Raw genomic sequence first — 23,324 nt, 5'->3', positions numbered from 1 at the left:
GCATGTAAAAGCTATTCCGAACAAAATAACCCTTATTTTAAAGGAAGCAGTGATTAAAACTATGAAAAATGCCAAAAATAAAATCGGTTATAAGAAGTTGATACTTTATTTGAAAAAGATGGATTGCCTAACAGCTTATTTAGCGTTTCTTGGCAAGCCGCTACCTATTTTATAGTTTTATTATAGAGCCTTTAAAAAGAAATTTTGAGTGAAAAAATAAACACCAAAAATACTGAATGCATAAAGGCAGTTATCATGACACTGGCAATATTTATTATCAATCACTCAATTGCGTTCTTATATGGATAAGCCCTTTTTAAAATGTCATAGACACTCAAAAATAAGACTTATCCATAAAACTCATGAAATATAAAAACTATCAGCAGCAGGAATTTATCCTAAATTAGCTGTCTCTCTCTTTTCTTTTCAAGAAAAAATGCTTTTCAAAGATAATGAGACAATAGAAAGCTTAATGAAAATAACTTTCCCACAGTTCTCTCTAATTATTCTGAGAACATTCACATAATTTTAACCAGAAATATTTTCAAAAAATTCTTTCATACGTGAAAAAAAACCATGTGATTGCGGTGAATTTTCATGATTTGAGAGTTTCTCAAATTTTTGCAACAATTCACGTTGTTCTTGCGTTAATTTCTGCGGTGTCTCAATCGTGATATGGATGTAAAGATCACCCCTTGCTTGCTGACGGCGCAACATGGGCATACCTTTGCCTCTAAGGCGGAATTGACGTCCATTTTGTGTCCCTTCTGGAATCTTAACGCGTGCTTTAACACCATCAAGGTCGGAAACTTCAAACTCTCCTCCTAAAGCAGCTGTTACCATTGAAATAGGAACGCGACAGTGAAGATCTGCTCCTTCTCGCTGAAAAAACTCATGCGGTTTAATGGAAAGGAAAATATAAAGATCACCATTGGGGCCACCACGAATACCAGCATCACCCTCACCAGAAAGGCGAATACGCGTTCCATCTTCAATACCAGCTGGAACATTTACGCTTAATGAACGTTTTTTCTCTATACGCCGTGTCCCCTGACATTTGGGGCATGGATCCGTAATAGTTTCACCACGTCCATGACATGTAGGACATGTCCGCTCAATAGAAAAGAAACCCTGTGCAGCACGCACACGACCAGATCCATGACATGTTCCACAAACTTGCGGCTTAGAGCCTTTTCTCGCTCCTGATCCTTCACAAACATCACACGTAACGGAACTGGGAATATTAATTTCTGCAGTTTTTCCTGAAAATGCCTCTTCTAAAGTCACTTCCATATTATAACTCAAATCTGCGCCACGTTCGCGACTATCACCACGCTTACGGTGTGTCCCTCCCATAATCTCACCAAAAAAGTCTTCGAAAATATCCGCAAATCCACCACCAGCAGCAAAACCACCAAAGGGATTTGCTCCCCCTTGACCACCGCTATTTTCAAAGGCCGCATGGCCAAATCGATCATAAGCAGCACGCTTCTGGGGATCTTTAAGAACTTCATAGGCTTCGCCAATTTCTTTGAATTTTCGCTCTGCCTCTTTATCCCCCGCGTTGCGATCAGGATGATATTGCATTGCCAACTTACGAAAAGCAGATTTCAACTTTTTATCATCACATTCGCGAGTCACGCCAAGAATTTCATAATAGTCAACCTTCATCATGTATTCCTGATAATTTTTCTGTCATCCATCTTTATGGATAATATTGCTTTTAATTTATATTTTTAGCAACAAAGTTGCAACTTATCTCAAATAATAAAGCCCAGCCTTATATTTCAAAGGCCGGGTTTATCAATTAATCAACACATATGCTGACACTATTTCTTCTTATCATTAACTTCTTCAAAATCAGCATCAACAACATCATCATTCTTTGCCTCTGTTTCAGTGTCAGCGCTCGCTGCTTGTGAGGCTTCGTACATAGCCTGTCCAAGTTTCATACTGACTTCTGCTAATTTTTGCATCTTTGTTGTTACTTCTTCCGTATCACTGCCTTCAAGCGCAGATTTCAAATCAGATATTGCTGTTTCAATCTGTCCCTTTTCTTCAGCTGATACTTTATCGCCATATTCATTGAGCGACTTTTCAGTTGAATGAATAAGAGCCTCCGCTTGATTTCTAGCTTCAACACCTTCACGGCGTTTTTTATCCTCAGCCGCGTGCTCTTCTGCATCCTTTACCATTTTTTCAATATCAGCATCACTTAAACCACCTGATGCCTGAATACGAATTTGATGCTCTTTACCTGTTCCCTTATCTTTGGCCGAAACATTAACAATACCATTCGCATCAATATCAAAAGTAACTTCAATTTGAGGTATACCACGTGGGGCTGGAGGAATACCAACAAGATCAAATTGAGCCAATAACTTATTATCACTTGCCATTTCCCGTTCACCTTGGAAAACACGAATCGTCACAGCACTCTGGTTATCATCAGCTGTCGAAAAAACTTGCGATTTTTTCGTCGGGATAGTGGTATTGCGCTCAATAAGGCGTGTGAAAACCCCACCCAAGGTTTCAATACCCAAAGATAAAGGTGTTACATCTAGCAACAACACATCTTTGACATCGCCTTGCAATACACCTCCTTGGATGGCAGCACCCATTGCGACCACTTCATCAGGATTAACGCCTTTGTGTGGATCCTTACCAAAGAAGCTCTGCACAACTTGCTGAATCTTGGGCATACGTGTCATTCCACCCACTAAAACAACTTCGTCAATCTCACCGGCCTTTAATCCAGCATCTTTCAACGCAGCTTTACAAGGTTCAATGGTACGCTGCACTAAATCGTCAACGAGAGATTCAAATTTTGCCCGAGTCAATTTTATTGTTAAGTGCTTAGGACCTGATTGATCGGCCGTGATAAATGGTAAATTGATTTCTGTTTGCTGTGACGAAGAAAGCTCAATTTTTGCTTTTTCTGCCGCTTCTTTTAAGCGCTGTAAAGCGAGTTTATCATTTTTCAGATCAATTCCTTGTTCTTTTTTGAATTCATCGGCAAAATAACCGACCAAGCGCATGTCAAAGTCTTCACCCCCTAAAAACGTATCCCCATTGGTTGACTTAACTTCAAAAACGCCATCTCCAATTTCAAGGACTGAAATATCAAATGTACCACCACCAAGGTCGTAAACAGCAATTGTTTTTCCGTCCTTTTTGTCCAAACCATAAGCTAAAGCAGCAGCAGTTGGCTCATTAATAATCCGTAAAACTTCAAGTCCAGCAATTTTACCTGCGTCTTTCGTGGCTTGACGTTGCGCATCATTAAAATAAGCAGGAACCGTAATAACGGCTTGTTCAACTTTTTCACCAAGATAAGATTCTGCTGTTTCCTTCATCTTTTGCAAAATCATAGCTGAAATTTGTGACGGAGAATATTTCTTTCCCGCCTCTTCAACCCATGCATCACCATTGTCACCTTTAACAATTTTATAAGGAACAAGCGCTTTATCTTTTTCAACCATAGGGTCATCAAAACGGCGCCCTATCAAACGTTTAACTGCAAAAACTGTCCCTTCAGGGTTTGTCACCGCCTGCCGTTTAGCAGGCTGCCCAACAAGCCGCTCCCCCCCATCAGTAAAGGCAACAACGGAAGGTGTTGTTCGCGCTCCTTCTGAGTTTTCAATAACTTTTGCGTTTTTGCCATCCATAACAGCCACACAAGAGTTCGTTGTCCCCAAATCAATACCAATTACTTTTGCCATATTATAATCTCCATTCAGCAAGCTACCTCAACCTTCATAAAGCATCTTTTTAAGATAGCTCCTCATAACACCTAAAGCCCGTATATTGCTTCAAGCAATATAAATAATAATAAACTGCAAGTCGCAACAAGCCTTGCTGCCTCGTATATAAGAACAGGCTTTTATTGCTACAAGAGAATAATGAGAGAAACATCTCCAAAATAAAAAATTTATTTTAAAATAGGCACTCTAATGACCCATAAATACCATATTTATGAGAGACTTGAGAGCATAATATATTTTTCTTGCAATTCTCAAAAAATATATCTTTCTATAAAAATTAAAAAATAAAAGAATGATTGCACTCTCGCTCTTGATCTTCTCATCATTGATAAAATCATACTCACGTAAAAGCTTTTTAAAAGGCGAATAATTTATATCACAAATATTATAAATTTTCCTTGGACTAAAATAGTCATCATATCTAATGCTCATATCAGTAAAGGTATTATCTATCGATCTCCTTTCAAAAATTCTCCTTCTAACGGTCTCATTGTTTGCGGCTATTTGAAATCTGTGCTTTAAATTCATCTAAAGCGTTTTTTCTTAACTGTATAATTTTGAACTTTGAAAATATATAAAAATACCTCTGTATAAACGCTTTAAAATGCCAAGAGCTGTCATAATATTAAAATTGGTAAAGTAGTTGATGATTGTTCTGTATTATATCTTCATTAAGTAAAATAGTAGTGCATCATAGATTTTATACCATTTGCAAATACTATTTATGAGATGAACACGGAAGCGTTAAGAGGTGTGTTGTCATTGTAAATCTTACTGTCTTCTTTTAAATTTCAAGAATTCTATGATTTTTATATTCAAATCAATTTCATTTTAGCATTTCTTTCTTTTATTTTAAATAAAAGCTCTGCTAAAATAAAAATATTCAAAGTGTGAATCTTATGACGGAGGGTAAATCAATGATGACATCTATTATTAAGAAAATAACAAATCTCATCTTTAAGAATATAATACATACACAATATCCATACAAAAAGGTTATCATAAATATCGTGTGTGCTCTTCTCTTTGCTGGTATAACCTTGCCAGCAGGTGCTCAGCAATATAAACTTGGCGACATAGAAATTCTCAATCCTTGGACACGCGAAACACCTAGAGGTATAAGAGTTGGTAGCGGTTATCTCTACATTATTAATCACAGTAATACCCCAGACCGTTTGGTTTCTATTTCCACAAACGGAGTAAAAACAACAGAGATACACTCTATGGCTGTCGTTAATGATATTATGAAAATGGAAAAAATGCACAATGGCATTGAAATTCCGGGAAATGGCGAAATCACGCTTAAGCCTGGCGGTGATCATATTATGTTCATGGGGCTTTCACAACCATTTAAGTTAGGTGATAAAATTAGCGCAAAATTAACATTTGAGAAAGCAGGAACCATTGATGTTGATTTCTCTGTAAACGCTATGAAAGTACCATCACCTTCTAAATCCTCTCCTGTTCACTAAGCTCCTTTTATTATAAATACACACTTTATAAAATGAAGAAGCGTGAAATTTTTTACGCTTCTTTATTTTTTGTTTAATACCATCAGTAAAAAATTATCCCCTTTGATGAATTAACTATGGTCAATTTCAGGAATACGTAAAACTTGTCCAGGATAAATTTTATCGGGAGATTTTAGCATTGGCTTATTGGCTTCAAAAATAAATGTGTTTTTATTACCTTGCCCTTTTCCATAAACCTCTTCAGCAATTTTCCAAAGATTATCACCAGATTTAACCTCATAAAAGCGAGAAGTTTTTCTAGGCGTTGTATCTATAACCTTTAATTGATTAACATCTACAGAAGAGATACCTTGTGAATTGCCAACAACCAGCAGTGCTTTTTCAAGTGTTTCCCTATCTGGAACTTCACCGCTTAAAATAGCTTTACCGTCTTCAACTTGAATATTGACTTTTTCTGTACCGAGTTGAAAATGATCAAATGCTCTCTTAAAATCCTTTTCTTTTGGTTCATGGTCCCCAATACCTAACTTTTCCCCTACAGTTTTAATAAAATTAAAAAATCCCATTACGACCTCCTTTCGTGTAGCAGAAACAAATTTTTGTGCATATATTGCCACATTCTTTTCTTTGCTCTTAAAACACATAGGCAGATTTTCTAAACTTCAACAATCAAAACTACATCTGTTCAATTATGAGACAAATACAATAATAAACTTTGTAATAAACCTTGATAAAAAAAGCCTTTATGAAAATTTTCTCTCAAATGAAGGGATCTTAATAGACGTAGAAACATTATAAATTATGAAAGCAAAACAAGATTTTACAGTAATGACAAAAGGTTTTTTACTTTGCTACAATTTGTATCATATTTGTTTTGCAAAAAAAATATGAACTCCCATATAAATAAGTGTGGGTAATTTGCTACCACAGCAATAGAAAGGTCTAAGAAACCATGAAAGATACACCAACAATCACACAAACGATTGTACTTGTTGATGATGATCGCAATATTTTGACATCTTTATCTTTTGCGCTTGAGACAGAAGGATATCGGGTTGAAAGCTATACAGATGGAGCATCTGCACTCAAGGGTCTCACACTTCACCCTCCACACTTAGCTATTTTTGATATTAAAATGCCCCGAATGGATGGGATGGAACTTTTGCGTCGTTTGCGTCAAAAATCTGATCTTCCAGTTATTTTTCTTACCTCTAAAGATGATGAAATTGATGAATTATTTGGTCTCAAAATGGGAGCTGATGATTTTATTACTAAACCTTTCTCCCAACGTCTTCTTATTGAACGCGTGAAAGCTATTTTACGCCGTTCTAATGCACGTAACCAACCGCTTTCTACAGGAACTTCTTCCACCTCTTCTCTCAAACGCGGAGATCTTGTGATGGATCAAGAACGCCACACCTGTACATGGAAAGATAAACCTGTTATTTTAACCGTTACGGAATTTTTGATTCTGCAAACCTTAGCACAAAGACCAGGAGTTGTAAAAAGTCGTGATGCTTTAATGGATGCTGCTTATAGTGATCAAGTCTACGTAGATGATCGCACCATTGATAGTCACATTAAACGTCTGCGTAAAAAGTTTAAACAAGTGGATGATGATTTTGCAATGATTGAAACACTTTATGGTGTAGGTTATCGTTTCCACGAGGTATAAAACTACTTTGTCGCAAAAATTTGAATGGCAATCAAATCGATGACAGACAATTCTCAACTGGAAACTTTACAAAAAACAACCGTTAATGGTACATTCTCAACGCCATTTCTTATGTTCGCTCGTTTGCATCTTCGAACACAACGTCTCTTTAGACAATTGCTTTTTTCCAGCCTCACACGTCGCATTGTTATATTAAACATTGCTGCCCTTGCCGTTTTAGTTACAGGCATTTTATACCTTAACCAATTTCGCGATGGTTTAATTGAAGCAAAAATCAAAAGTTTATGTACCCAAGGAAAAATTATTGCTGGGGCTATTGCTGCTTCTGCAACAGTAGATACAAATTCTATCCTCATTGACCCTCAAAAACTCTTAGAGTTACAGACTGGTGAAAGCGTTACACCCGCTCCTCAATCAACCGATTCTTGGGATTTTCCTATTAACCCTGAGCAAGTTGCCCCTCTTTTACGGCGTCTTATTACACCTAAAACGACAAGAGCACGTATCTATGATCGTGATGCTACTCTCCTTCTTGATTCGCGCGTTCTTTATTCTAGTGGAGAAGTTTTTAGTTATGATTTACCCCCACTTAAAACAGAACAAAACATGTGGGATCGCCTTACTTCATGGTATTCAAGCGCATTTTATGGCAAAGGTATTGCTCTTGACAGAGAACAAACAAAAACCAGTGGTATTGCTTATCCAGAAGTGTACCGCGCATTAAACGGATCTCTTGCTACGGCTAAAAGACGCAACAGACAAGGGCAATTAATTGTTTCTGTTGCCGTTCCTGTTCAACGCTATCGCGCAGTGGTTGGAGCTCTTCTTCTTTCAACCACTGGTTCCGATATTGATAACATTGTAAAAGGCGAAAGACTGGTTATCTTTAAAGTTTTTGCCGTTGTAGGTAGCGTACTTTTGGTTCTTTCTCTCTTTTTGGCCCATACGATTGCCCATCCATTAAGTAAATTATCTGCCTCGGCTAATCGAGTGCGTAATGGCAATAATCAGCGTGTAGAAATTCCTGATTTTTCAATGCGTGAAGATGAAATTGGTCACCTTTCAACTTCTATTCGTGATATGACCAATGCCCTTTATATGCGTATTGAAGCCATTGAACGCTTTGCTGCTGATGTAAGCCACGAATTAAAAAATCCTCTCACCTCTCTACGCAGTGCTGTTGAAACGCTCCCTCTGGCTAAAAATGAAGAAGCACAAGAAAAATTGCTGGAAATTATTCAACATGATGTGCGCCGCCTTGATCGATTGATTACAGATATTTCTGATGCATCGCGACTCGATGCAGAGCTTGCACGAGAAACCGCAGAGATTGTTGATATGACACCGCTTTTGGAAAGTCTTGTTCATGCTGTTCAGGAAGTGTATCGTAATACGCAAACTATTGATATAAGCCTTAATATTGTCCCACGTCCTCATGGAAAAGCTTATCTTGTATTGGGACATGAACTTCGTTTAGGACAAGTGATTTCAAATCTTCTTGAAAATGCGCGTTCTTTTATTCCTCGGAATCGTGGCAAAATTTGCATTACTATGAAAAGTCATGCTTCAACCCTTATTTTAACCATTGAAGATAATGGCCCAGGTATTCGTTCAGAAAATATTGAACGCATTTTTGAACGTTTTTATACAGATCGACCAAATGAAGATGCTTTTGGACAAAACTCTGGACTTGGCCTTTCTATTAGTCGGCAAATCATCGAGGCTCATAATGGGACAATTACAGCCGAAAATATTATCGATCCTACACTTGGGAAGTGTAAAACTGGTGCACGTTTTACTATTATGCTTCCGCTTGCTAAATAAATCTTTTATCCAAAGTAAAAGGCATGAAAACAAAATGTGAGATACTCCACGCAAATTGCCTTCAACTGGGCGGCAAGGGGCTGTTAATTATAGGTCCATCGGGATCAGGAAAATCAACCATCACCCTTTCTTTGCTTGACCGCGCTGAGTGGTCAAAACGTGAAGCGAAGCTTATCAGTGATGATTATACAATGTTGCGTGCGGAAAATGGAAAGCTTCACGGATACACTCCCGATAATTTAGAGGGCGGCATCGAGATTCGTGGCGTTGGTCTTTATATGATAGAATTCAAAAAGCACACAACTATCGATTGTGTTATTTTTCTCGGTCCGGAATATGAACGTTTTTCCACAAATAAAACTTTTCAATTTGAAAATTTGCACATTCCTCTTTTAAAACTTCCCTCTCTTCGTGAAGCCGATTGTACAGCCATTTGTCAAGCTATTGAAGCATTTTTCTTTAGAAAAATATGGCAAAAATCTGTCTAATTTTTTTCTAAAGATAAAAAAATCACAATTTTTGCCTTTTTTTTGCAAATTTTTCTTGGCAGCAAGATAAAGCCTTGTACAATGTCTTTCCCACCAACTATGGTTGGGTCTTATTAGTTAACAGGAGTTTGCGTAAATGATTGGACTCGTGCTTGTAACGCACGGTGAGCTGGCTGTCGAATTTTTACATGCCGTGGAACATGTTGTTGGAGTACAAGAAAAGTTCGCAACAATATGCGTTTATCCCGATGACGATATAGATCAGCGCCGAGGTGATATTATAGCCGCAGTAACCGATACAGATACGGATCATGGCGTCATCATATTAACAGATGTGTTCGGTGGAACACCATCAAATATAGCTATTCCTGCTATTGAAAAAGGACGCGTTGAAATGATTGCGGGTGTTAATTTGCCCATGCTTATTAAACTGATTTCTATTCGCAAATGTCCTGATATTTCATTATCAGACGCGTTAAGAATAGCACAAGAAGCAGGGCGTAAATATATTAATGTACCAAGTATGATTTTATAGCGGATAATAAAATACCAATGTTTTCCAAAGATACCCTCCCATGTATAAGTCGTCATTTCAATATCTGTAATAAACGTGGGTTGCATGCACGTGCTTCTGCAAAATTTGTACAAACTGTTGACAATTTTAATGTTACTGTTGAAGTTGAAAAGGACGGGAAAATTGTTGGCGGATCATCAATTATGGGACTTATGATGCTAGCGGCTTCATCCGGTTGCAACCTCACCATTCGTGTTTCAGGACCAGAAGCAACAGATGCTCTTAATGCTCTTGAAAAGCTCATCAATAACAACTTTGGAGAGGAAAACTAGTGCTTTTTCATCATAAACAAAGATGATAATTCTTAGAAAATAGGAACTTTCGATCATTATTTTGAATTTTAATTTCTCTTCCCGCTTTTATACCAATATTCATATCCATTATAGATTGGCATAATTATCATAAATGTAAAAGCTTATAGTAATTTTGTTATGCTCGATTTTTTTCTTCCTTTCCTAACATTATTTGACCAATTTGAATAGTTTTGCGTATTATGGCTATTCCCCGACTTAATCATATAATTAAATTTTTACAGAAAAGAGAACTCTTCACCTTGTATTAAAGTATGCTTTATTTTAGGCTAAAGATAAATGTCAAAATAATTTCGCACATCAAAAATCTATCAACTTTTCTTATTTTCTGCTAACTTTGTAGCCTTTATAATACACAAGTAATCTTCCATTGCACATCATTGTGATACAGATCCTGAAAACGCAATTCTTATCAATATCATAACCATTTTCTTAAAACGAATAAGCTTTGTACGACCATAATTATAGTAAGCATTTTTTAGACATTCTTTTTCTATACTATTGCCTTGTTTTCTGTGGTACGTGCCCCGCCCTTATTATCTATATTGCGCTTGGGATAGCATCTTTCATTATAAGGAGATAATATCATGGGTCGTCTATTTAGTGCTCTTCAGATTCCTCAACAAACAACAAAAGCCCTCGTATCATTGCAAAATGGCTTACCAAAAGCGCAATGGATCAACCCGCAAAATTTTCATGTCACCTTATCTTTTTTTGGCGAAGTTGAAAGCTCCTTAGCAGATGAAATTATGCATACCTTTAACACTATAGAACTTCCTTCTTTTACGCTACAGATAAAAGGTTTTGAAGTTTTTGGTTCAGAAAATGCTCCTCATTCTCTTGTGGTTCGCATTGAACCTTGTGAAAAGCTTACTCTTTTACATGAAAAGATGCAATATATTCGGAATAAATTAGAGTTAAAGCCTGATGAAAGACTGTTTATTCCGCATATCACTCTTGCACGAATATTTGATATTAATCTTAAAGATCTTTCTTCTTATCTATCTTTTCAAGATGATTTTTTTGTCCCTCCTTTTGAAGTTGATCATTTTGTTTTATTGTTATCGGCCTCTCCCTTAAATAAGGCTCCCTATATTGTAAAAGGAAGTTGGGCGCTTCAAAGATGAAAGGGTGTTTATAACACCCTTTAAAAACCCTTTAAGAAAAGACTTCATATATGTGTAATTGCAGGGAATACTGCATTTTATGTTGGAGATTTATTATTGATGTGTTTTAAGCCGAATCAGCTTCAACAGAAGCTTCTTTTGCTCCTCCTTTAGCTACACCCACTATAGCTGGACGTAGTACCCTTTCCCCGATAATATAACCTGCCTGAACCACTTGTTGAACAGTATTATCTGGAACATCAGCATTGGGAATTTCAAACATCGCTTGATGAAAGTGAGGATCAAATTTTTGCCCCTCTGGATGAATTTTTTGCACCCCATGACGTTCTAATGCTGCCATCATGGCACGTTCAGTCATTTCAACGCCTTCTGCCAATGATTTCAAACCAGCATCACTCTCCCGTGCACCTTCTGGAATAGCTTCCAAAGCACGATTGAGATTGTCAGAAACCGATAACATATCCCGTGCAAAATTAGCAATGGAATAAGCTCTTGCATCCGCCACATCTCGCATAGTACGGCGTCGAAGATTTTCCATATCTGCAACAAGACGTAAAAGCTGATCTTTCAGTTCTTTATTTTCATCCTGCAAAGACGCTAAAAGATCACTAACCTCATTGCTTTCTGTTTCAACGACTTCGTGTTCCTCTGTTTTATGTGTTTTTAAAAATTCATCGGCTGCCTGTTTAAGTGTATTACGATCAGCTGGATTTTTTAAATCACAATTTTCAAATGAAGCGTCAGTAAATTTGTTTTTTTCATCAGACATAAAAATTTTATTCCTTCATAAGATTCGTTATTCTCGATATCGAAATTCTACAGACAAAAATCAAGGGGTAACAATGTATATAATACAATGAGCTTTTATAGTACAAATACTTACTTGCATCGTTTTAACGCAATAACTGTGACACAAGTTGAGCTGTATAATCAACCATGGGCACGATCCTTGCATAATTAAGCCGTGTAGGACCAATAACACCTAAGGCACCAATGACTCTTTGTTGTGAATCACGATAAGGTGCTACAACTAAAGAAGAACCAGAAAGAGAAAATAACTTATTTTCTGAACCAATAAAAATTCTAACCCCAGAACCTTCATCCGTTAAATCGAGAAGCTGTGCCATACTCTCGCGCGTTTCAAGATCATCAAACAAATGGCGTAACCGTTCTAAATCTTCTTCTGCTTTCACATCTTCAAGTAAATTGCTACGCCCGCGAACAATGAGGTGTATTTTATGATCAGCATCTTCTCCTCCCCAAAGAGCTAATCCCGTTTCAACAAGATGATGTGATAAATCATCAAGTGCGGCCCTTGTTTCTGCGCATAAGCGGGCAATTTCCCCTTTAGCTTCACTCAATGTACGCCCTTGAATATGGGCATTGAGAAAATTCGTTGCTTCCGTCAATTGTGCATGGGTAACCCCTTCTGGTAAATGAACAATACGATTTTCAACTTCACCTTGTTGAGTCACCAAAACGGCAAGAGCGTGCTCCCTATCAAGGCGCACAAATTCAATATGTTTCAATGTTCCTTCTTGTTTTGTTGCTAAAACAAGCCCTGCCCCACGTGAAAGATCTGAAAGAACTCGGCTTGCTTGAACAAGAAAATGTTCAACCGATTGTGCATGACCAGCCTCTTTGACTTGCATTTCAATATTTTCTCGCTCTTCGTTTGGCAAATCACCCGCTTCCATAAATGCATCAACAAAAAAGCGTAAACCTGATTGTGTCGGCATTCGACCCGCAGAAACATGTGGTGCATAAATCAAACCGAGATGTTCAAGATCACTCATCACATTGCGAATCGTCGCAGGCGATAATGTCTGTTGTAAAAGCCGCGAAAGATTACGTGACCCTACAGGTTCACCATCATTAAGATAAGCTTCAACAATATGGCGAAAAATATCACGCGAACGTTCATCAAGATATTTTAGTTCATTATCAATAGTTTTGTGCTTCATCACAATTGTTTCACTACTTTTAAAATCCTCATCTCTTATATAAGTTTTGCCAAGGTTTGGTCAAATAGTCTAAAGTAGTATAAAAACATATTATCCTATTGAGCTGTAAAATGCTACCTTTCAGAGTGATGCTTGATAAATTACGCAGGAAATATTTTTGTTAGAGTGTGTGAGAAATATTTAAGATTAAGAATTGATCTGTAAAGTGGTCTGCTGTAGGGACTTGTCAAGAGAATCTAGATTGATTAAAAACCGCTGTAAATAGAAAATTTCACCCTTTAGAGCAAGCAGAAAATTGGAAGTTTACCATAAAATGCTATCATAAAAAAGACATGTCTTTCCTATCTTTGCAAGGTTATCTTCGTGCAAGATAAAAAATTTTATTGGAATAAAATATCATAAAACGTGTAAAATAATCATATTATGTGAAATCAAGCAGAATATGTGTGTATGAGCATTTAAACCGTTTTTAGCACAAAAATAATTTCCCTTTCATTTTTGGAGAAATCTATATGAGAAGCATAGCAGATAAAAAACTTGTCATTGCTACACATAACACCGGAAAATTGCATGAAATCACTACTTTAATTACGCCTTTCGGTTTAATAATACAATCGGCAAAAAAACTAGGCTTGCCAGAACCAAAAGAAACGGGAAAAACATTTGAAGAAAATGCTTATATTAAAGCTTTTTCAGCAGCAAAAAAAACAGGACTTCCTGCGCTCTCTGATGATTCAGGCTTAGAGGTAGATGCATTGGAAGGTGCGCCAGGCGTTTATACCGCTGATTGGGCAATTCAAACCGATGGTACACGTAATTTTCCAAAAGCTATGAAAAAAATAGAAAATGAACTCCAAAAAGTCGGAGCACGAGAAAAAAGCCAACGGAAATGCCGTTTTATATCCGTCATTTGCATTGCATGGCCTGATGCTCATGCAGATTACTTCCGCGGATGCGTTGAAGGAACGTTCATTTGGCCTCCACGAGGAGACAAAGGCTTTGGTTTTGATCCTATTTTTTTACCCGATGGATATGAAAATACCTTTGGAGAAATGTCAACAGAGCAAAAACACAACTGGAAACGTAATGATCTTCCCCCTCTTTCACATCGCGCACGTGCTTTCAAACTTTTGGCAGAAAACCTTTTAGCATTCTCATGAATGAACCTTTTGGCATTTACATTCATTGGCCCTTTTGTGTAGCTAAATGTCCTTATTGTGACTTTAATTCGCATGTTCGCATCCATGGTGTTGATCAACCACGTTTTGTCACCGCCTTTAAGCGCGAAATAGAAACGCAATACCACAAAATAGGCCCACGCCATATTACAAGTATTTTTATTGGTGGAGGAACCCCCTCTCTTATGGCGCCACAGACTGTCGATGCCCTATTGCAAGCACTTGCAAAAAAATGGGTAGTCGATGATAAAGTTGAAATTACATTAGAAGCCAATCCATCCAGTGTGGAAGCAGAGCGCTTTCGTGGATACCGTGCGGCAGGTGTTAATCGCTTATCTCTAGGAATACAAGCGCTCAATGATAAAGCATTGCGCAAACTTGGCCGACTCCATAATGTGGAACAAGCTCTTTGCGCTATTACTTTAGCACGGCAAATTTTTCCACGTTTATCTTTTGATCTCATTTATGCCCGCCCCGAACAAACCCTTGAACAATGGAAATCTGAACTTGTACAAGCAATTGATTTAGCAGCGGACCATCTTTCTCTTTATCAATTGACAATCGAAGAAGGAACTGCCTTTAAACGGCTTCATGATGCAGGAAGACTTATCCTTCCCCCATCAGAGCTAGCAGCAGATCTGTATCATCTTACTCAAGAAATAACGGCACTACATGGACTTCCTGCCTATGAAATCTCAAACCATGCAATGCCCGGTGCCGAATCAGCACACAATCTTCTTTATTGGCGTTATCACCAATATGCAGGCTTTGGTCCAGGAGCACATGGACGTTTCATTGAGCATACACCGAATCATTCCTCTTTCTGTTCAAAAACATTGTCATCACACCTTGAAAACCGCGAACGTTATGTCACAATAAATGAAAAGCATCCCGAACAGTGGCTTAATTTGGTAGAAACAACAGGACATGGCTGTATTGAAACAGAACATTTAACCACTGAACAACAGGCAAATGAAATGCTCCTTATGGGATTACGCCTTTGCGAAGGCTTAGAACTTATACGCTATGAAACCTTAAGCCCTAAACGCATTCCAATGGAAAAACTGATCGATTTACAACACCAAGAATTGATAGAAATGGTGGATAACCAACGCTTAAAAGCAACAACCAAAGGACGTATTGTTCTTGATCACATCATCAGCCAACTCGCAAACTAAAGTTTTTATAACAACATACTTATTTTAATCATAATTATCATTTTTCACAGCAAAGGTGAGATTAAAATATCGTGAGATTCTCTCATTTCAAAACTATTTATAGCAAGTTAGTTACCGCCATTTGCTTACACCTTAAAAAGGGAGAAGCATGTGGATAAAAACTATAAAAAAGGAGTAAAAAGGCCTCTGATGAACACTCTTAAATGCTAAAAGCTATTGCAATATTTTGAGCTAGAAAATGTATGGTGCTCTAACTTTATTTTTCATAAACATAAAGATGAGGAGGCATTATAGATTTTATATTACAACATTCATAAGCACCGTAGTAGCACAAATGTGATAAACATTGAGAAAATTTCTTTAAAACAAGTATGTGAATGCATAATACGATAATGTATTGTTCTTTATGAAATCGTGGCACCATTTAAAGAACCAGAGAAATAAGCATGAAGCCATGCATCAGTCTCTGATTATTTAAAAAGATATTACTCTAGTTACTTTTGAAAACCGTAAAGCCGAATAAAAAAAGTAAAAAAGCACGCTGATTTTCACCTTTATACCTTTTATATTTTCCCTCAATCAGGTTGTGGTTGTATGTCTGTTTCAGAGATTATAAAAAATAGATATACACAATGCTTTTATCCCATTTTGGCATATAAAAGCTGTTGTCGCAAAAAATACTGAACCAATATTTATTTGAGATACGCGGCTGTATGATCGGTATTAATTTATAGGTAACAGCAACATCATGAGCTTTACTAAACAAATAATGCGCTCAAATGGCAAATATACTAAATATGAATCGGTATTGCTTTGTTAGCGAGCGAAACGATGTTAATCTCATATGATCTTACTTGTATGCGTATATGCTTATAAGTGTCTGTACCCGTCCTTTAAAGTTATTTAATTTAAAAAATTGAGAATAATACTAGGACAATCTTTGGTTAAAGAAATCAACCTGCTGCTACAAAAAATTCTGTGTATCTTTATCATAACCAAGATTAAAGCTGATTAAATAAGCTCACCTTCTATCTCGTAATGATTTGCAACGGAAGTTCTTGGGGACAAAAAAGCAGAGCAAAATATATGAAATAAAACAAACTTAAAGCGCTTTTCCTATAGGCTTTATTCTAAGAGAGTCTAATTGGAACAAGAAGTACCTTTTATGCGAGTGCAGAAAACATATAAAAACATGAGCTGTGAATGAGCGCATTTATGTTGTACGAACTTTTTACAATAGCAGCATGTTTATGTGTGTCTTTATGGCATCAACCTGTCATCACACAATGATGATATAATATTCATTGTTTTCCATATATGATTGCGTGTGACTTCCTTTCTACACTTTAAAGAACGAATATTTTCAATCCAATATGGTCTAAACAGTTCTGCTTCTTCAAGCAGATCTCTTTTGGCTTTTCAATTATGTAATTCACTTAACTAAAGACTCTACAGGCAAGAATCCCAACTTAAGAATATTCATCACTTACTCTAAGACTACTTAATATATTAAGTTTTACGAGTCTCGTATCACCACACCATAAATGGCAATATCTTATGGCACAACAAGATAAAGGTATTTTTGAACCAGCAACCTTTTCTTTATGCAAAAAATTCAATAATAAAACGCTCATAAATAGTAGTAAGTGTTTCTATTGCATCAAGGGCTACACACTCATCTACCATATGCATCGTTTGCCCCGGTAAGCCAAATTCGACCACTGGGCAATAATCCTTAATAAATCGTGCATCTGAAGTACCACCAGAAGTGGAACATTCTGGTATATTCCCTGTTACACTTTTAATAGCATTGGATAAAGTTTGAATGAGTTTATCATTTTTGGTCAAAAAAACATCTCCTAAACTTGGAATCCATTCAAGCTGATAAGAGGGATATTGGTCACCATTGTTTTTTGATTGCACCAAAGCAAGACGCTTTTCAATTTCCTTCATCAGTGTTTCTTTTGTCCAAAGATCATTGTAGCGTATATTAAAATGAACTGTTGTCTGCGCTGGGATAACATTGACCGCTAAATTACCGGTATCGATGCTTGTTAGCTCTAAATTACTGGGTTGAAAATTTTCTGTCCCTTTATCTAAAACGGTTTGTGTCAATGCTTGAATAAGCTTACTTGCCAAAGGCAAGGGATTGGCAGCCCTCTCTGGAAAAGCAACATGACCTTGACGACCCTTCACGGTAATGACACCAGAAATCGATCCGCGGCGACCAATTTTGATAATATCACCAACAGTCTTTACGCTTGTTGGTTCTCCCACAAGAGCCGCAGTCCATTTTTCGCCTTTTTTTTCTGCCCATTTGAGAAGTTTTACCGTACCATTAACAGCAGGCCCCTCTTCGTCACCAGTAATTAAAAGGCTTACCCTTCCTTTAATGGGTCGTTTCTCAAGAACTCGCGCTAGAGCCGCAATAAAACAAGCGATACTACCCTTCATATCAACAGCACCCCGCCCATATAATTTCCCCTGATCTATAACAGCTTCAAAAGGTGGGTAAGTCCAATCTTCCAATGCACCTGGCGGTACGACATCCGTATGACCCGCAAACATAAGATGGGGTCCTTCACTTCCCATTTTTGCATAAAGATTTTCAACATTATCTGTATTTTTATCCGTAAAAACAGGGCGATCGACGTGAAATCCCATTTTTTTCAAAAATTGTTCCAAAGTTGATAAAGCCCCTGCTTCATGAGGTGTAACAGAAGGACAACGAATAAGTGCCTGTAATAGCTGAAGTGGATCTGTAAGAACAGACATAAAAAACCTTCCCATTTTTTTATAAGTCATCGGAACTTAGGGTTATTACGCTGAATTACAAAAAAGATAAAGCAAAACATTGAAGACACTCAGCAAACCAAGCAGGGGAGAACAATCGTGCTGAGAGCTTCAATGGCTTCCTCATTATGCATGAGCAAGCACACACTCAACAAAACACTCAACAAAAAGTTCCGTTAAATATTGCCTTCATTTGAAAGTTTTTTACGCCTCTAAATTATATGAATCAAAATTAATTGCATGCAGTCTAGGAGCATTTTCTTTCAACCAAGCACGATATGTTTTACTATCAGGACATAGCTCTTCACAAAGAGCCCAAAATCTTGGCCCATGATTCATTTCAACAAGATGAGCAACTTCATGGGCAACAACATACTCAACAACTTCTTTTGGTGCCATAATAAGGCGCCAAGAAAAAGAAAGACGCTTATCGATTGAACAAGAGCCCCAACGACTTCTCGTATCTTTATAACAAATGGATTTGACTTTACGCTCTACCTGATGAGCATAATGTGCCACCAAAGGCGTTATAATAAGCGCCGCTTGTTTTTTCAAAACGTCAGCAATGCGTCTTGGGAGATATTCTAATTGACCATAAACAATAATTTCAGGCCCTTGCTCCGCATCTGCTGTAATGATTTCTGTTACCCCACGTCCCTCTCTATGCTTTATGGTATGAGAAACACCCAATAAGGGAATTGTCGCCCCCTCTTTGAGATAAGCATTTTTATGAGAGATTTGTACATGAGCAAGACGTGCCTCAATCCAAGATCGATGCTTTTCAATAAAATTTTCAACCGCATAGAGATTTATTGCTGGTGGTGTTGTTACACAAATCTCCTGACTTCTGGCATCAATACGTAAGGTAAGACGGCGCGCATACTTATTTTCCCGCACCCGTACAGGTACAGAGCGCTCAGAAAAAATAAAATGCTGTTTAGAAATGCTCATATATTTTTATCTTTATCAATAAATGTACCCCTTACTTTGCATTAATCTGATTAATAAAAGATCTCAATACTGTTTCAAGGCAATCTAAATCTTGTGGACGAGAAAAGCGATGATCCGCATCACGAACAAGTGTCAATGTTACATCATGGAGAGGTAAATGATCAAGTAAAGTCAATGTATGCTGATAGGGGATATCTTCATCTTCCATCCCTTGTAGAATATGGACTGGACATCCAACATCAATGCATCCTTTCATAACACAATTTTCGCGCCCATCTTCAATCAATGTTTTTGTAAAGGGCATTGGCTCTGTATCATCAACTGCAGGTCGTTCAATATAGCCTTTCTCCTCCAAAATCTTCCATTCTTCTGGGCCTAATTTTGGTTCCACCAATGTTTGTGTAAAATCAGGTGCTGGAGCAATCAATATCATGCCAGCAAGCTTCTTATTTTTCTGTGCTAGCATCATTGCAAGCCTTAGCGCAATCCACCCCCCCATAGAGGAACCAATCAAAATTTGTGGACCCTCACAATAGGTTTCAAAAGTCGCTAAACTTTCCTTAACCCAACGCGAAATTGTTCCTTGAAAAAAATCACCTTCAGATTCTCCATGTCCAGAATAATCAAAACGTAAACAAGACAAATCATTCTTCTGAGCAAACTGATCAACTAACGTTGCCTTACTTCCTAACATATCGGATTGATAGCCAGGAAGCCAAACCAAACCTGGAGATTGGCGCCCCTTGCGATAGCGTACTGCAAGTGCGGTGTTCTCAAATGAAAAAAACTGACAAGGAATATTTTGATCCATGATTTTTTATCCTCTATAAAACAATTTCTTTAAATTAAGAGAAAAACTTTTATAATCTAAATCATTCCAAAAAGTAATAAATCAAATAATGAAAATAACACGAATTATAGTTGTTTTTAGGTACATAATTGTATATTAAATTAGCTGTAGTTGAATCAAAATTTAAGGAGCATAAACCATTCGTAAACCGTTTAAAATGACACCTACCCAAAAAGACGGACCACGTTCAAATCAGGATATTCGGGTACCTCATGTTCAGCTTATCAATGATGAGGGACAACATCAGGGAGTTGTTGCGATACAAGAAGCTCTTGCTATGGCTGCAGATGCGGGACTTGATTTGGTTGAAATTGTACCAAATGCGGAGCCACCTGTATGTAAAATCATCGATTTGGGAAAATTAAAATATCAAACCCAAAAAAAAGCTGCTGAAACACGTAAGAAGCAAAAAGTCATCGAAATCAAAGAGATTAAGATGCGCCCAAATGTTGATGTCCATGATTATGGAGTTAAACTCAAGGCTGTTCATCGCTTTATTGATCATGGTGATAAAGTAAAGATTACTTTGCGTTTTCGTGGTCGTGAGATGGCTCACCAAGATCTTGGATTAAAGCTTCTTCAGCGTGTGAAAGAAGATACAAGTGAAATTGCCAAAATCGAATTGGAGCCAAAGCTTGAAGGCCGGCAAATGATGATGGTGATAGCACCTAAATAGTTTTGCATTGGAATAATATTCGCATGCAACGCATCAAAATGATGTGTATAGTATTATTTAGAAGCACCACATAGAATTTTTGTGGTGCTTTTAAGGTTTTATAAATGTGTATAAATCCTTTTAAGAGTTTAATAATGCTTTATCAATTTATAAGAAGAATTCGTTATTTTGCATATTAATGAGAAAGCTTAAACATCGTAAGGTCTTCTTATTTCAATCTCTCTTATCATGTCATGCAATGCGGCAAAATTGTTTGCTTACACATCACAAATGGAGATGATACATAAAATTATTAAAAAAGCAGAAATGTTTTTTGTGAACCATTTCAAGTGCCAAAGACTATCACAATATGGAAATTGGTAAATACAATAGAGAAACTCGCCGGTACCTTTTATTGAAAACTAAAAATAATGATGAACAACGAATTTTCGTTATACCTTTCACAGAAACTTTGCACTACATTCTTCACTCTCACCGTCGTGAAATTGATGTGATGAACCTTGAAAGAAAAAGCTATTTTTGTAAAAAAGATTAAGGGGCTTTTTAATTAAGAGTGTTTCAATCTTGCATAAAATAATGAGAGAATATAGAAGCTCTTCATGGCTAAAAAACAAATTTCCTCTTTTGACAAACATCTTATTATCCGCCTTTTGCGAGAAAATTTTCGTAAACATATGCGTTGGTACAGTGCGGCTATCTTCTCAATGATCATCATTTCTTGTACCACAGCAACCAGTGCATGGATTATGCGGGATGTTGTTAATCAGATTATTGATGCACAAAATTTTCCTATGATTGTTTTGATTTCTAGCTTCATTGCTTTTATCTTTATTCTCAAAGGAGTTGCAACTTTTTTCCAAACTTACTTTCTAAACAAAGCAGGCAATAGTATCATTGCTGAACAACAGCGTAAAATTTTTGCACGACTTATGGAACAAGGAGTCTCTTTTTATCATAATAACACTTCATCTGATCTTCTTGTTCGTGTAACTCATAACGCGACAGCCGTACGTAATATAATTGATACTATTATCACAACTTTTGTACGTGATTTGCTTTCCGTTAGTGGTCTGTTGCTTGTCATGTTCATTCAAAACTTTGTGTTAATCTCCATTACTTTAATCGTAGGACCACTAGCTTTTTTAGGCGTTCGAATGGCTTTAAAACGCGTTCGCAGCTTGATGGAAAAAGAGCTCCTTTCACTTGGTGAAATTATCAAAATCGTACAGGAAACGGCTGTTGGTATTCGAATCATCAAGGCCTTTTCACTAGAAGAAGTCATGAAAAAACGGATGGACAAAGCCATTTGTGATGTTGAAAAACAAACAAACAGTATTGCAACACTCGAAGCTATTACCAATCCAATTATGGAAACACTCACGGGTGTTGCCATTGCAGGTATTATTTGTTTTTCCGGTTATCTTGCAACCCAACGCGCAGGTGTTCAAGGTGAATTTATGTCCTTTATTGTTGCTTTACTTTTAGCTTATGAACCCGCAAAAAGACTAGCAAATGTACGTGTTAAAATTGAATCTGGCTTGGTCAATATCCGTACGATGTTTGAAATACTCGATTGTCCCCTTACAGTTGTAGAACATAAAGAAGCTAAAGATCTGAATAAAACGCAAGGAACTATTCGTTTCGAACATGTTTCTTTTGCATACACTAATAACAAAATGATATTGAAAGACATCAACCTAGAAATAGAAGCCGGAAAAATGACAGCATTGGTGGGACCATCCGGTTCGGGAAAATCAACCCTTATCAACCTTATTATGCGCCTCTATGACCCCACAAAAGGACGCATATTGATTAATGATCAAGACATTCGCTACACAACATTTCGCTCTCTGAGAAACCTGATGGCCTATGTAGGACAGGATACTTTTCTCTTTCAAGGAACTGTTAAATATAATATCGGGCTTGGAAAAGAAGGAGCTAGTGATGACGAAATTATCGAAGCAGCAAAAGCAGCAAATGTTCATGACTTTATTATGAGTTTGCCAAATGGTTATGATACACAGATAGGTGATAATGGCTGTAATCTTTCAGGGGGGCAAAAACAACGACTCGCTATCGCTAGAGCAATGATTCACGATAGTGAAATTCTGATTCTTGATGAAGCAACAAGTGCGCTCGATTCACACACCGAAGCACAAATTAATGAAGCTATTCATCACCTTACTAAAGGACGCACAACGATCATTATTGCTCATCGCCTTTCAACGATTGCTCGTGCTCATAAAATTGTGGTCATACAAAATGGACAACTGATTGAACAAGGTACTCAAAAAGAATTGCTAGCAAAAGAACATGGGTTTTATAAAAAACTTCATAATATCCAGTTCAAAAAATATACCTCCTAATTTCTAGATCCTTAAATAAAATTTGAAATAAAAAATGGATAGAAGGTAATGCTTCATTTATAAAAAAGACTTGTTACCAATAAAAAGCATTACTTTAATCAAAGTTGGCAAAGAATTTATAGTTTATTGAAAA

At 37.1% G+C, this 23,324-nt stretch carries 19 protein-coding genes; 11 read left to right on the top strand and 8 right to left on the bottom strand.

Going from position 1 to position 23,324, the window contains the following annotated elements:
- Positions 1 to 528: 528 nt before the first annotated feature.
- A complete protein-coding gene (dnaJ, locus tag ACFIMG_RS07890; RefSeq protein WP_375611466.1) occupies positions 529 to 1,671 on the bottom strand; it encodes a molecular chaperone DnaJ in 1,143 nt (380 codons plus the stop codon).
- A gap of 158 nt (positions 1,672 to 1,829) precedes the next feature.
- The gene (dnaK, locus tag ACFIMG_RS07885) at positions 1,830 to 3,722 is read right to left on the bottom strand and encodes a molecular chaperone DnaK (RefSeq protein ID WP_375678827.1); all 1,893 of its coding nucleotides are present in this window, start codon (positions 3,720 to 3,722) and stop codon (positions 1,830 to 1,832) included.
- Positions 3,723 to 4,681: 959 nt separating this feature from the next.
- On the opposite strand from dnaK, the gene ACFIMG_RS07880 reads away from it, so the two are divergent.
- Entirely contained in the window at positions 4,682 to 5,236 is a 555-nt protein-coding gene (locus ACFIMG_RS07880) for a copper chaperone PCu(A)C (protein ID WP_375611390.1), read from the top strand.
- Between the two features lie 110 nt (positions 5,237 to 5,346).
- On the opposite strand, the gene lysM is transcribed toward ACFIMG_RS07880, so the two are convergent.
- The gene (lysM, locus tag ACFIMG_RS07875) at positions 5,347 to 5,802 is read right to left on the bottom strand and encodes a peptidoglycan-binding protein LysM (RefSeq protein WP_375611389.1); all 456 of its coding nucleotides are present in this window, start codon (positions 5,800 to 5,802) and stop codon (positions 5,347 to 5,349) included.
- 386 nt (positions 5,803 to 6,188) lie between these two features.
- On the opposite strand from lysM, the gene ACFIMG_RS07870 reads away from it, so the two are divergent.
- From ACFIMG_RS07870 to thpR, 6 genes are all read left to right on the top strand, one after another.
- Positions 6,189 to 6,911: a response regulator transcription factor gene (locus ACFIMG_RS07870; RefSeq protein ID WP_005774392.1), complete on the top strand. Its 723-nt coding sequence runs from the start codon at positions 6,189 to 6,191 to the stop codon at positions 6,909 to 6,911.
- Positions 6,912 to 6,950: 39 nt separating this feature from the next.
- The gene (locus ACFIMG_RS07865; protein ID WP_375678828.1) at positions 6,951 to 8,735 is read left to right on the top strand and encodes a stimulus-sensing domain-containing protein; all 1,785 of its coding nucleotides are present in this window, start codon (positions 6,951 to 6,953) and stop codon (positions 8,733 to 8,735) included.
- Positions 8,736 to 8,758: 23 nt separating this feature from the next.
- On the top strand, positions 8,759 to 9,223 hold the full coding sequence (locus ACFIMG_RS07860; protein WP_375678829.1) for an HPr kinase/phosphatase C-terminal domain-containing protein: 465 nt from the start codon (positions 8,759 to 8,761) through the stop codon (positions 9,221 to 9,223).
- A 136-nt stretch (positions 9,224 to 9,359) separates the two neighbouring features.
- On the top strand, positions 9,360 to 9,758 hold the full coding sequence (locus ACFIMG_RS07855; RefSeq protein ID WP_375611386.1) for a PTS sugar transporter subunit IIA: 399 nt from the start codon (positions 9,360 to 9,362) through the stop codon (positions 9,756 to 9,758).
- A 17-nt stretch (positions 9,759 to 9,775) separates the two neighbouring features.
- Entirely contained in the window at positions 9,776 to 10,069 is a 294-nt protein-coding gene (locus tag ACFIMG_RS07850; protein WP_012754483.1) for an HPr family phosphocarrier protein, read from the top strand.
- Positions 10,070 to 10,695: 626 nt separating this feature from the next.
- Positions 10,696 to 11,235 carry an RNA 2',3'-cyclic phosphodiesterase gene (gene thpR, locus ACFIMG_RS07845; protein WP_375611385.1) on the top strand — a complete coding sequence of 180 codons (540 nt, stop codon included), beginning with the start codon at positions 10,696 to 10,698 and terminating at the stop codon, positions 11,233 to 11,235.
- Positions 11,236 to 11,341: 106 nt separating this feature from the next.
- On the opposite strand, the gene grpE is transcribed toward thpR, so the two are convergent.
- On the bottom strand, positions 11,342 to 12,004 hold the full coding sequence (gene grpE, locus ACFIMG_RS07840; protein ID WP_375611384.1) for a nucleotide exchange factor GrpE: 663 nt from the start codon (positions 12,002 to 12,004) through the stop codon (positions 11,342 to 11,344).
- A 124-nt stretch (positions 12,005 to 12,128) separates the two neighbouring features.
- Positions 12,129 to 13,199, bottom strand: coding sequence for a heat-inducible transcriptional repressor HrcA (gene hrcA / locus ACFIMG_RS07835; protein ID WP_273790224.1), 1,071 nt, complete (start codon positions 13,197 to 13,199; stop codon positions 12,129 to 12,131).
- Between the two features lie 512 nt (positions 13,200 to 13,711).
- On the opposite strand from hrcA, the gene rdgB reads away from it, so the two are divergent.
- Both rdgB and hemW read left to right on the top strand, forming a co-directional pair.
- The gene (gene rdgB, locus ACFIMG_RS07830) at positions 13,712 to 14,359 is read left to right on the top strand and encodes an RdgB/HAM1 family non-canonical purine NTP pyrophosphatase (protein ID WP_375678830.1); all 648 of its coding nucleotides are present in this window, start codon (positions 13,712 to 13,714) and stop codon (positions 14,357 to 14,359) included.
- Entirely contained in the window at positions 14,356 to 15,555 is a 1,200-nt protein-coding gene (hemW, locus tag ACFIMG_RS07825) for a radical SAM family heme chaperone HemW (protein WP_375678831.1), read from the top strand. Before rdgB ends, hemW begins: the two co-directional genes overlap by 4 nt.
- Before the next feature lie 1,602 nt (positions 15,556 to 17,157).
- Here hemW and dapE read toward each other — a convergent pair.
- The 3 genes from dapE to ACFIMG_RS07810 all read right to left on the bottom strand — a co-directional run bounded on the left by dapE (position 17,158) and on the right by ACFIMG_RS07810 (position 20,110).
- Positions 17,158 to 18,330, bottom strand: a complete 1,173-nt coding sequence (dapE, locus tag ACFIMG_RS07820; RefSeq protein ID WP_375678832.1) for a succinyl-diaminopimelate desuccinylase — start codon at positions 18,328 to 18,330, stop codon at positions 17,158 to 17,160.
- Between the two features lie 222 nt (positions 18,331 to 18,552).
- Positions 18,553 to 19,299, bottom strand: a complete 747-nt coding sequence (locus tag ACFIMG_RS07815) for a M48 family metallopeptidase (protein WP_375611379.1) — start codon at positions 19,297 to 19,299, stop codon at positions 18,553 to 18,555.
- Between the two features lie 31 nt (positions 19,300 to 19,330).
- Complete coding sequence (locus tag ACFIMG_RS07810) at positions 19,331 to 20,110, bottom strand: alpha/beta hydrolase (RefSeq protein WP_375612802.1); 780 nt, start codon at positions 20,108 to 20,110, stop codon at positions 19,331 to 19,333.
- A 196-nt stretch (positions 20,111 to 20,306) separates the two neighbouring features.
- Here ACFIMG_RS07810 and infC point away from each other — a divergent pair, with 196 nt between their 5' ends.
- On the top strand, positions 20,307 to 20,825 hold the full coding sequence (gene infC, locus ACFIMG_RS07805) for a translation initiation factor IF-3 (RefSeq protein ID WP_026500140.1): 519 nt from the start codon (positions 20,307 to 20,309) through the stop codon (positions 20,823 to 20,825).
- Between the two features lie 599 nt (positions 20,826 to 21,424).
- Positions 21,425 to 23,191, top strand: coding sequence for an ABC transporter ATP-binding protein (locus tag ACFIMG_RS07800; RefSeq protein WP_375678833.1), 1,767 nt, complete (start codon positions 21,425 to 21,427; stop codon positions 23,189 to 23,191).
- Positions 23,192 to 23,324 lie beyond the last annotated feature (133 nt).

It is taken from the genome of Bartonella sp. AP11XZML (genome assembly GCF_042196445.1).
Taxonomy (GTDB): Bacteria; Pseudomonadota; Alphaproteobacteria; order Rhizobiales; family Rhizobiaceae; genus Bartonella.
This window is presented reverse-complemented; position numbering and strand designations above follow the sequence as displayed.